Here is a 9,797-nt window from a genome sequence, read left to right as displayed (position 1 = left end):
CATAAAAAAGAACCCCATTTCATTGTTTTCTAGTCAAAAACAATTTAACACAAGGGGTTCTTTTTTTCATTATATAAATTTTTCCATGTCAACCTGTAATTATTTCTTTAATGCAACACTAGTACCCCCAGGGGGACTCTTGCACCTCAGCCCAGAGAGATAGTCCTCGAAAAAATATCCCATTCCTTAAAGCCGAAAAAACATTAAAAATACCATAGAAAACCATAAAAAATTCATCATAAAAAACATCAAAATTCACATGATGTTACTCATAATGTTACATGAAAAGATTTTTATTAATTCTTATACATAACTTAAATATTACGAGATTACGCAAAACCTCTGCATTTTTACGCATTTTCACTGCTAAATCACTGCATTTTTACTTGATTTTCCTGCACATATACTCGGATAGCTATGCTATAATTAAAATGGATACATTTATATATTAAAAATCATTTTAAAACATCTCTTGAAAAAGGGGTGTTTTTGTTTTATCGAAAACCTATTATATAAACGAATTACACACCACTTTCCATGTAATGCTTGAATTTACTTGGATTGATGGTGTTTTTGCAAGGTGTACTTTGTACACCTAAGGTAATAATGATTTTGCCCATAGAGAGGGGCGATAGATTGGACAAAAATATATTGAGTTATGCAAACAAAGAAACTAATGTCATGCTACTATATAATGAATTTGGCGAACCAATTTTATCTATTAGTAGAGAGTTTACTAAAAATAGTGAATGTCTATATATTTCCGTAGTTGATGGAGAGGAAACTACACCCCTATACCCTCCACTTTGGCATAACCCTAAAGCAGATAAAAAAAACAATGAAACTCCTAAACATACTGGAGGGAAAAAACCTTATTTAATGCTAATGATAGATGAAATCGAAGAATTAAGAAGTCAAGGTGTAAAAAATGTTGAGGAGCTTATAGGATATGTAGCTTGCCTTGGAAAGTATATTGAATGGAATACTGGGAAACTAATCCACAAAAGAAGTAAAAAACCTATTCAATATAAAGATCTTCTTAATATTTATAGCTGTAGCAATAAGAAGCTTAATAAAATGATAAATTTAATGAAAGAACATGACCTTCTCTATTATACAGACGAAGGTTATTTTATTTCATCTAAATATATAAAAAAAGGAAAAAGCAAATAGAAAGGACGATAGATATGTCTTATAGAATAACGACCTACAAGAAAGCATTTGAAGAAGTGCTTGGAATGGAATTTGACGAGAATTTACAAACTTTTGTAAAGTTACTTGAATTTGAAGGTCATACAGAAAAAAGTATTTCTTATTCTGTCTGGAAGTCACAAGAAAAGCTGTTGAAATTTAAACATGACTCAAGGTTTATGGGTGTTTTAAAAAATGAAATCTTAAAATACTCATGGCCAAAAGGTGACCCTAGATGGGATGGTTATTGGAAAAAGAAAAATGAGGAAGAAAAAACAAAAAAAATATCAGAAGAATTAAGACAAAAGCAAATTGCTGAAAACAGAAAACTTGGTGCTGAAAAGGCAAAGGAAACTAAATATAAGAAGAGGTATAAAGGTTTTGTATATTTTATTCAAGGTGAATATGGCGGAGCTATTAAAATTGGCTTCTCTAAGAAACCAGAAGAAAGATTGAAACAGTTACAAACTGGCTACCCTGATACATTGCAGATATTGCTCTTAATTGCTGGCAATGAAAAAGATGAAAAAAGATTTCATGATGAATTTGAATCATATAGACTTAATGGCGAATGGTTTAAGCCAGATAAATTCATATTAGATAAAATAAATGAATTAAAAATCAAACATAATCAAATTTAATTTTACCCATGGATTTTAGCCATGGGTTTTAACATGGAGAGGTGGCCGAGTTAGGTTGAAGGCAGTGGATTGCTAATCCATAAATGCTTATGGCATTCGAGAGTTCGAATCTCTCCTTCTCCGTTCATTTGTATTTCCCCTTTAAATTTTAAATGTATAAGTGGCTGAAAGTTTAAAGGCCGATGCTAATAAGTGAATGTGTGGTAAATGATTCTACTTATACACAATACATTAAGACCAAGATTATCCCCCTTGGTCTTTTTACATACCTAGGAGTTGATACTATGGGCAAATTAGTCTATACATATAAAGAATTCATTGTAATTGAAGATGACTATAAAGATGGTCATATAATTATAAATACGAAAGGAAAATATCATAATCATGGTCATGTAAAGTACCTTGGAACATGTAAGAATCTATTAAAAATGATAGATAAAAAGATAATTCCTTATAGTCCATATCTTAGAGGTACTGTTTTAAGAATATCTCTTGATGAAAAATATAAACAAAGAGTTTTGAGTAAGGTTGACAAAGATAATCAAAAACCTAAATTTTATAAGGTGCAAAAGGGTGTGAGAAAATGAAACTTTCAAAAAAAGCTCAAAGGCTACTAGATTATTTAGCTGAATATGAAGAAAAAAACAATGGCGAAATGCCTACTTTAGGTGAGATTGTGAAAAATTGCAATACTACGGTAAAAACACTTTTAAGCAAAACGTGGCCTGAATTAGAAAACTTTGCAAAGTTTTGTGCAGGTGATAAAAATGAAATGTGAAGAATGCAAATATTATTTTGAAAAACTAGATGGAAATTTTGAATGCAGATTAGCAAAATGTCTATTCAAAATCAAAGAAGAACAACGCAAAGGTCATAAATGCTATGGTTGCCCTTGGGGTACATGGACTGGATTAAAGTATAAATGTGCATTACCTAGATGCATTCCCAACCTTGGGAATTTTAATGGAGTTGATAAAAATGGAAAGACCAAGAAAAATTCATAATAAGCGACTTCCTAAAAATTATTATAACTACTTTGATATATGTAAGATAGAAGGAATTCCTGAGACTAGGGCTAAAAATGCAGTTAGTGAAAAAAAGGTTGAAGGAATAAAATATTTAGAAGAATTAAAACCTATTGAACATCTATTTGAACAATTTGAAAGACCTATTAAAGGTGGCATGGTTAATCAATATGGTATTCGTAGGGATTATTATGATAAATGGAAATCTACTGGTGAAGTTCCTACTCCACCTCCAGGTAGACCTAAAATTGAAAGAGGTAATGTGGTAAATGTTAATATAAGAAACTTTCCAAAGGATTTATATGAGGAATTCAAAATCATAGTAGATAATGCAAATGCTATGACAGTTATGAAAGTTGGTTATCATGATATGATAGCTGTGGCAGTTCAAGAGTTTATTCAACGTCGACCACAGTTTATGAATAAAAATGGTGATTGATATGGATATTATCGTAACTATCCCAAAAACAGAATATAAAAATGATGAAAAAGAAGATAAGAACATCTTAGTAAATGGTCATAATGCGTTTTGGACACTCTCTAGAACTCCCAAAAGTTTAAATATCGGTGATAGAGTTTATTTTGTGAAAAATAATAGGATTGATTCTTCAATGCGAGTTATTGATATACAGGAAAACTCTTCTATGCTATGTGAAACTACTAATAGGATTTGGTCAGGTCGTTGCCAACTTTTATTAGACGATTTAAGAAGTGAAGAAACTCAATATATGAAAGGGTTTCAAGGCTTTCGCTATATGAGGTGATTATTATGTCTAAAAAGAAAAACACAACTGAAGATATAGAAGTTATGGAAGGTGAAGTTCTAGAAGATGGATTACTTCCCTTCAATCCTCTTATGGGTTCCATTGCTATATCTCCCGATGATGAAGCTGAGCAGAAATATGAACTCATTGAGAAAACGGAAAGTTTAGCAGTTCTCAATAAGCAAGTATTAGAAGCTAAGCAAAGGGAAACGGAACTTATAGTTGATAATAAAAAATTAGATGCTGCCCAAAAATTAATCGAAGGGATAAATCTAGTTGCTGATAAGGCATTAAGCAAAGAAACTTTAAGTAAAATAATAGAAAAAGAAGATTTAACTCCTATGGACTTAAAATTCATGGCAGAATCCATGGAAAAAATGTCAAACACACTGAAAAGTCTAATGAAACCATCTATTCAAGATGAATATGGTGGTAGAAAGAAAACTAAGATCATGGCACAGTTTAGGACTCCCGATGGTGGTACTGCCTCCATTGGAGTAGCTATAGATAATGATGATTAGGGTGATAACATGATAAGACAATACAGATACACCGAAAAAGAGTTAAATGAACTATTGAAAAGCATTACTATAGTAGTTGATACTAGAGAAAATGCAAATGACCATATAATTAAATATTTTGATGATAAAAAGATTCCCCATGTCAGTAGAAAACTTGATTATGGGGATTATTCATGTTTTCTTCCTGCTAATCCTGAACTAGGCATTATGAGAGATACCTATTTTGATTGTGTAATTGAAAGAAAAGCTCATCTTGAAGAGGTATCAGGGAACTTCACTACTGACCGTACTAGGATTGAAAACGAGTTTATACGGGCTAAAGATAGTAGATTTATTATGATGATTGAGAAAAAAGAAAATAAAGAAGCTTTATTGGCTTTTAAAAAAATTAAAAAAGTTATAGATGAACTTCCTCATGATACAGGTATCAAAACAAATGACTTTAATATATTAAAAGATGCTATTGCTGGTATTGGTAGTTTTGAAGATATAATTGAACACAAATACGATACTCAATACAACGAGAAATCATTTATTGCTTCTCTTTTCACTTTTGGTCATAGACATGATATTGACATACATTCTATTGATAAAAAATATGCTGGATTGTTTATTTATCATCAGTTGTATTATTTTGTAAGGGAATATTTAAGATAATTTGGAGTTGATTAAATGAATCGATTTTTAAAATATATTACAGTAGCAATCATTGCTTTTGTAATTTCATGCCTAGTATTTGGATGTGAATTTGGAACAGAAGATGGAATACCTTATTTCCAATGGGGATTTTATCATTATAAGAAAAAGAACAGCAACAGATTATAAGTCTAATAGGAGGGTGGTTTAATGGATAAATTCATATTCGGCTTAATTGTTGGGTCAATGAGGAAAAAATCAAACGGATACGAAAATCAAAGTGTAACTCCACCTAAACCACCCTTACCACCAATACCCAATAAAATATCTAAGAGAATTATATCTCTAAAATTCTGTAAAGAATTTGACTGGAACAGTATGGAGATTATTGAACTCAACTCCTATAGGGAGTTTTTTATATTCTACATAGAAAACCATGACAAAGGCTATATTTATGATGTGAAATTACGAGGTGTTGCCAATGAATTGGGTTGATGATTTAAATAACAAAATAGATAACTTACATTTAGCAGGATTCGAAACTATTGAAGTCTTTGAATGGTTTTGGTTTAGAGTAAAGTTTAAGGATTTATCTGATATAGATGTATCATCATTATTAAACTACTTACAAGATACTACTAAATTTGATATTCTTGATTTTTTAGAATGGCTAATAATTCGTAAAATAAATTTTAAATTGTCTTATAGATACCTTAAAGATTTAGGATTGCTTTTTAATTTGAAGTCTTTAATGATTACTTTAAAATTAAAATTACAAATAAAAATGGGGGTAATGTAAATGAAAGAAATTATTAAAAATTTATTTGTTGGTAATGAAAATGATGTTGGTGAAGTTGAACTTAGAGAATTAGCTATAGTTCATGCATGTAAAGAACCATTTCACCGACAACTATTAGGATATACTGGCAGAGGTGCTCCTAAAGACCACCCAGAATACTTATGGGCTGAACGAAAAAACAGACTTTATATGAATATCGTAGATGCTCCAAAGTCTATATTCTTTGATAAAGGAATGATTGATAAGGCTTTAGATTTTATTCATGAGAAACTAAATCAAGGCTTCAAAGTTTTAGTACACTGCAATGAGGGTTTCAGTCGCTCTCCTTCTATTGCCCTACTATATCTTGTAAAGCATAAGTATATTGATGTTGATACTTTGGAAGATGCTGAAGCTGAATTCTTGAAGTTATATCCAGAGTATAATCCTGGTACTGGTATGAGAGGGTTTGTTAAGGAAAATTGGAATTGTTATAATACTCCATTTTAGGGGTGGATAATATGGATAAAAAAGAAATTATAGGCTGGTTTGAATATGATGTAAACGAGGATATGGGAGTGCCTATCTCTGGGGGATTTTTGTATAAAACAAAAGGTGCAAATTTTTATGATGATGAGTCTTATGTAGGCATTATAGAAGATTTATTAAAAGAATTTCATAATAAGAAAATCAAAATAACAGTTGAAGTTTTAGAAGATTAATAAAATTTAAACCCGTTGAAATTAACGGGTTACATATACCACGAAATAATGCAATTGGGTTGCAGTTGGTCTCCAAATCCAACATTAAGGGGTTCGATTCCTGCCGTGCCTGCCAAATATAAACTATTTACCACTCTTTAGGGTGGTTTTTTTATGCCTGAAAGTAGGTGATTGTATGAAAATAACAGAAGAAACTATACATTTGATTGAAAAAGCTTTAAATATAAAACTTTATCCATGGCAGAAAGAGTGGCTAATTAACAGAACCCCTTTTCCTGATATATGCCCTTGCTTATTATTCTCTTTTAAAGAAAGTGTCGTTAAGTCTTGTATAACTCGATTTAATGGCAAAAGATGCCATGCTAGAAATAGAGCTACTGGAAAAACAACTATTCACTGCATAAATCTCGCTTTATCTGATAATAGTGAGCCGATAGATATAAGGTTTATGGAACGATACAGTGACTGGGGAGATGGTTCCCGCAGATATGCCAATGGTTTCTATAAAAGGATGTTTCTTGATATATGGCACTCTCTAAAAGATGCAGGACTTCCAGTAAGAGATTTGAGGTCTTAATATGACTAAGGAATGGTACCTCTGCCCTCACTGTGGTAAAAAACTATGCAGGATAGAAAAAGAAAGTAAAGCTAAAAAGATATTTATATGGTGCAAACAATGTAAAAAAGAAATAGAAGTAAATATTTGAGCCTTGAGCCTACTTTGGAAGGTGATATTATGCCTAGAAAAGGTGGCTCAATTGGTCGAATTGACCGTATAAATGAAAAATATATACAACATTCTTCTGCTGAAAGAATTGGAATATGTGCTGAATGTGGGAAACCGTTCGAAAGAATTTGGGTGCCTTCTCAAAATAGGTACAATAATCAAAAGACTTGTGGCTCATGTAGAATGGCTAAAGCCAATGGATTTAAGAAAGTCACTATCCCCTACTCTCCCCATGCTGCACAACAGAAGATTCATGATAGTGAAGCCAGATTTAAGATTTTAGTTTGTTTACCTCCTGGTGAATTTATTTTAGGGGCAAATAAGTCTATAGAAGATGTGAATGTTGATGACTATGTATTTGGCAACAATAGAAAATTAAACAAGGTATATAGAAAAATAGTGAATGATTATGACGGGCTTTTATATAAAATAAATGCTCGTTTTATTTTGCCATTTGAGGTTACAGATGAACACCCTATTTTACTTACTAAAGTTATTAGAAATGATAATTATAAGGCTTTTAAAAAAGGTAAGCGACCTAAAAAAACTATCTGGAATGTAGAAGAATCTATTTGGGTAAAGGCTTGTGATGTTGAAAAATATTTAAATGAGCAAACTCAATACGTTAAGTGGTGTTTGAAAATACCTAGATTAGAAGGAACTACAAATATCGATAAATGGAAAATGCGTAAACTTGAAACAAGAAAGAAACATTATAAGCCTCATTTTCCTATAAATGAGAAAACTGCTTGGTTACTAGGCTTATATATGGCTGATGGGAGTACAAGTAATTGTACTGTTGATTATAGTTTGGGAACTCACGAAAAAGGGTTCATCGAGAGAGTAAAAACAATTTATGAGGAATTAGGGTATTCTGTGCATGCCAATGATAAAGAATTAGATAACTCTACTCAACTGGCTGTCTGTTCAACTGCATTAGCTGAATTATTTGCTAAAGAATTTGATACTGGTGCAAGTAATAAGCAGATACCTCAAGATATTTTACTCCATAAAGACAGAAATATTATTATTAATTTCCTTAGAGGATATTTTGACGGTGATGGTCATTTTGATGAGAAACAGCTAAGAATCTATGGAAAAACTGCCAGTAGAAAACTTGCATATCAATTACAACTTCTACTTGCTAGATTGGGGTATTCTGCATACATTCATGAAAATACTCGTAAAGAAAAAAGTATGATTCGTGGTAGGGAAATAAATAATAGTAATCCATTCTATATGGTTGTATGTAGTTCTAGCCAATTAATTAATGAATTAGGATATTCCGATAAAACAAAACATATAAGAGAGTTTTCTTTTATTAAAGATGATGCCATATATATACCTTTAGAATCAGTAGAAACAAGAGAATACAAAGGTAAGGTTTATAATTTATCTACCAATGATGATACTTTTTTGGTATCTAATATAGTATCGCATAATTGTGGGAACCGTTTTGGAAAGGACTTAGGTTCTATCGGCGAAGGTGTAATGAGATTTATAGAAATGGAAAATGAAGAAAGATCCATAGATGTTAATCCTCCTGTCCTCTGGTGGATTGTTGCACCTAATATGCGACTTGCAAGACAAAACTGGCGTGATTTAAAGAAGTTACTACCTAAGGAACTAGTTTATGATATTTCACTATCTAATCTTACTATAGAAACTATTAATGGTGGAATTATAGAAATTCACTCGGCAGATGACCCTGAAACTCTTGTTGGTGTTGGTCTTGATATTGTAACTATAACGGAAGCTGCTAGAGTTAAAGAGCTTGATACAGTTTGGGCAAACCTTCGACAAAGGCTTGACTCACCTGGTAGAGGTCCAGGTGGTAAAGGTGGAATTGCCCTAATTAACAGTACTCCAAGAGGTAGAACTTATTTTTATAAGTTAGCCTTAATGGGAGATAAAGATTCTTCCCTCTATTCCCCCTCTTATGAGACATTTCATTTCTCAACTTGGGATAACCCTCATATGGGTAAAAAGAGATATACCATAGTCGGAGAGGATTCAATGGGTAATCCTATCACCTTTGAAGATGAGATTAAGATGGGAATGACTAATGATAGATATAGGCAAGATTATCTAGCTGAATTTATTATGGAGATTAACTCTGTATTCCCTCATTATGATAGAGTTCTCATTAGGCCTCCACTCGATTGTCGTTCAGATGAAGCTATGGCTGAATTTTGGTCTGAATGGGAAAAAGTTGACCCATTCGAAACATATACTATAGGCTATGACCCTGCATCTAAAGGTGATGGTAAGCCTTGCGTTATTAGGGATAGCAAAGGTAAAGTAGTTAAAATAGACCTTATGAGTAGACTTGGCTGGGATGCTCAATGGGATAGATTAGCTATGTATTCAAGGCTCTACAATGGGGCTACTGTAAACTTTGGTCAAACTGGACTTGGTGAAACCATAGGTTCACAGCTTACTAAAAGAGGAATACCTAATGTACCTATTAATGAGCAAGGTAACAACAAAGCTAAACTAGTTGAGGACTTTGCAGTTGTAGTCGAGCAACAATGGTGTCAAATCCCTTGGAGTACCGAGGTTGAAAAACAATTACAAGATTATGTTTCAGTAGATAGAGAAGGTCGTTCTACTCAATATCATAATGCTACAGATTCAGGCCATGACGATATAGTATCTGCATTGTACTTCTGTTTTAGTGATTTCCAATCCCCTGCTCTATTATTACCTTGGGTTGGTAGAGTTGGTGGAATAAGTAAATCAAATTAATAAATGTTATATCAAGCAATCTCTATTGAGGTTGTTTTTTATAT

General features: G+C 32.2%; 17 protein-coding genes and 1 tRNA gene. All 18 read left to right on the top strand.

Features of this window, described 5'->3' with window-relative positions; translation table 11 throughout:
• Positions 1-546 precede the first annotated feature (546 nt).
• The 18 genes from FYJ83_RS10955 (at position 547) to FYJ83_RS10875 (ending at position 9,753) form a co-directional block, all read left to right on the top strand.
• The gene (locus FYJ83_RS10955; protein WP_195837985.1) at positions 547-1,173 is read left to right on the top strand and encodes a hypothetical protein; all 627 of its coding nucleotides are present in this window, start codon (positions 547-549) and stop codon (positions 1,171-1,173) included.
• A 14-nt stretch (positions 1,174-1,187) separates the two neighbouring features.
• A complete protein-coding gene (locus tag FYJ83_RS10950; protein WP_154440507.1) occupies positions 1,188-1,832 on the top strand; it encodes a GIY-YIG nuclease family protein in 645 nt (214 codons plus the stop codon).
• A gap of 35 nt (positions 1,833-1,867) precedes the next feature.
• Positions 1,868-1,955: transfer RNA gene (locus tag FYJ83_RS10945), tRNA-Ser, on the top strand.
• A 161-nt stretch (positions 1,956-2,116) separates the two neighbouring features.
• Positions 2,117-2,419 carry a hypothetical protein gene (locus FYJ83_RS10940; protein ID WP_154440505.1) on the top strand — a complete coding sequence of 101 codons (303 nt, stop codon included), beginning with the start codon at positions 2,117-2,119 and terminating at the stop codon, positions 2,417-2,419.
• A complete protein-coding gene (locus tag FYJ83_RS10935; protein WP_154440503.1) occupies positions 2,416-2,610 on the top strand; it encodes a hypothetical protein in 195 nt (64 codons plus the stop codon). The genes FYJ83_RS10940 and FYJ83_RS10935 overlap by 4 nt, the downstream gene beginning before the upstream one ends.
• Positions 2,600-2,836, top strand: a complete 237-nt coding sequence (locus FYJ83_RS10930; RefSeq protein ID WP_154440501.1) for a hypothetical protein — start codon at positions 2,600-2,602, stop codon at positions 2,834-2,836. The genes FYJ83_RS10935 and FYJ83_RS10930 overlap by 11 nt, the downstream gene beginning before the upstream one ends.
• Complete coding sequence (locus FYJ83_RS10925) at positions 2,811-3,296, top strand: hypothetical protein (protein WP_154440499.1); 486 nt, start codon at positions 2,811-2,813, stop codon at positions 3,294-3,296. The genes FYJ83_RS10930 and FYJ83_RS10925 overlap by 26 nt, the downstream gene beginning before the upstream one ends.
• Position 3,297: 1 nt before the next feature.
• Positions 3,298-3,621, top strand: coding sequence for a hypothetical protein (locus tag FYJ83_RS10920; RefSeq protein ID WP_154440497.1), 324 nt, complete (start codon positions 3,298-3,300; stop codon positions 3,619-3,621).
• 5 nt (positions 3,622-3,626) lie between these two features.
• Positions 3,627-4,142: a hypothetical protein gene (locus tag FYJ83_RS10915; RefSeq protein WP_154440495.1), complete on the top strand. Its 516-nt coding sequence runs from the start codon at positions 3,627-3,629 to the stop codon at positions 4,140-4,142.
• A 9-nt stretch (positions 4,143-4,151) separates the two neighbouring features.
• Complete coding sequence (locus FYJ83_RS10910; RefSeq protein WP_154440494.1) at positions 4,152-4,799, top strand: ERCC4 domain-containing protein; 648 nt, start codon at positions 4,152-4,154, stop codon at positions 4,797-4,799.
• Between the two features lie 15 nt (positions 4,800-4,814).
• Entirely contained in the window at positions 4,815-4,967 is a 153-nt protein-coding gene (locus FYJ83_RS10905) for a hypothetical protein (RefSeq protein ID WP_154440492.1), read from the top strand.
• Between the two features lie 21 nt (positions 4,968-4,988).
• A complete protein-coding gene (locus FYJ83_RS10900) occupies positions 4,989-5,273 on the top strand; it encodes a hypothetical protein (protein ID WP_154440490.1) in 285 nt (94 codons plus the stop codon).
• Positions 5,260-5,577, top strand: a complete 318-nt coding sequence (locus FYJ83_RS10895) for a hypothetical protein (RefSeq protein ID WP_154440489.1) — start codon at positions 5,260-5,262, stop codon at positions 5,575-5,577. Before FYJ83_RS10900 ends, FYJ83_RS10895 begins: the two co-directional genes overlap by 14 nt.
• On the top strand, positions 5,578-6,066 hold the full coding sequence (locus FYJ83_RS10890; RefSeq protein ID WP_154440487.1) for a dual specificity protein phosphatase family protein: 489 nt from the start codon (positions 5,578-5,580) through the stop codon (positions 6,064-6,066). It abuts the gene before it with no gap.
• Between the two features lie 11 nt (positions 6,067-6,077).
• Positions 6,078-6,278, top strand: coding sequence for a hypothetical protein (locus tag FYJ83_RS10885; RefSeq protein ID WP_154440485.1), 201 nt, complete (start codon positions 6,078-6,080; stop codon positions 6,276-6,278).
• A gap of 175 nt (positions 6,279-6,453) precedes the next feature.
• Positions 6,454-6,855 carry a hypothetical protein gene (locus FYJ83_RS10880; RefSeq protein WP_154440483.1) on the top strand — a complete coding sequence of 134 codons (402 nt, stop codon included), beginning with the start codon at positions 6,454-6,456 and terminating at the stop codon, positions 6,853-6,855.
• Position 6,856: 1 nt separating this feature from the next.
• Entirely contained in the window at positions 6,857-6,985 is a 129-nt protein-coding gene (locus FYJ83_RS20290; RefSeq protein WP_268233520.1) for a hypothetical protein, read from the top strand.
• Positions 6,986-7,014: 29 nt separating this feature from the next.
• Positions 7,015-9,753 carry an LAGLIDADG family homing endonuclease gene (locus FYJ83_RS10875; RefSeq protein ID WP_154440481.1) on the top strand — a complete coding sequence of 913 codons (2,739 nt, stop codon included), beginning with the start codon at positions 7,015-7,017 and terminating at the stop codon, positions 9,751-9,753.
• Positions 9,754-9,797: the final 44 nt, after the last annotated feature.

It is taken from the genome of Tissierella pigra, assembly GCF_009695605.1.
GTDB classification, from domain to species: domain Bacteria; phylum Bacillota; class Clostridia; order Tissierellales; family Tissierellaceae; genus Tissierella; species Tissierella pigra.
The sequence above is the reverse complement of the archived record's forward strand: the minus strand, read 5'-3'. Positions and strand labels throughout refer to the sequence as shown.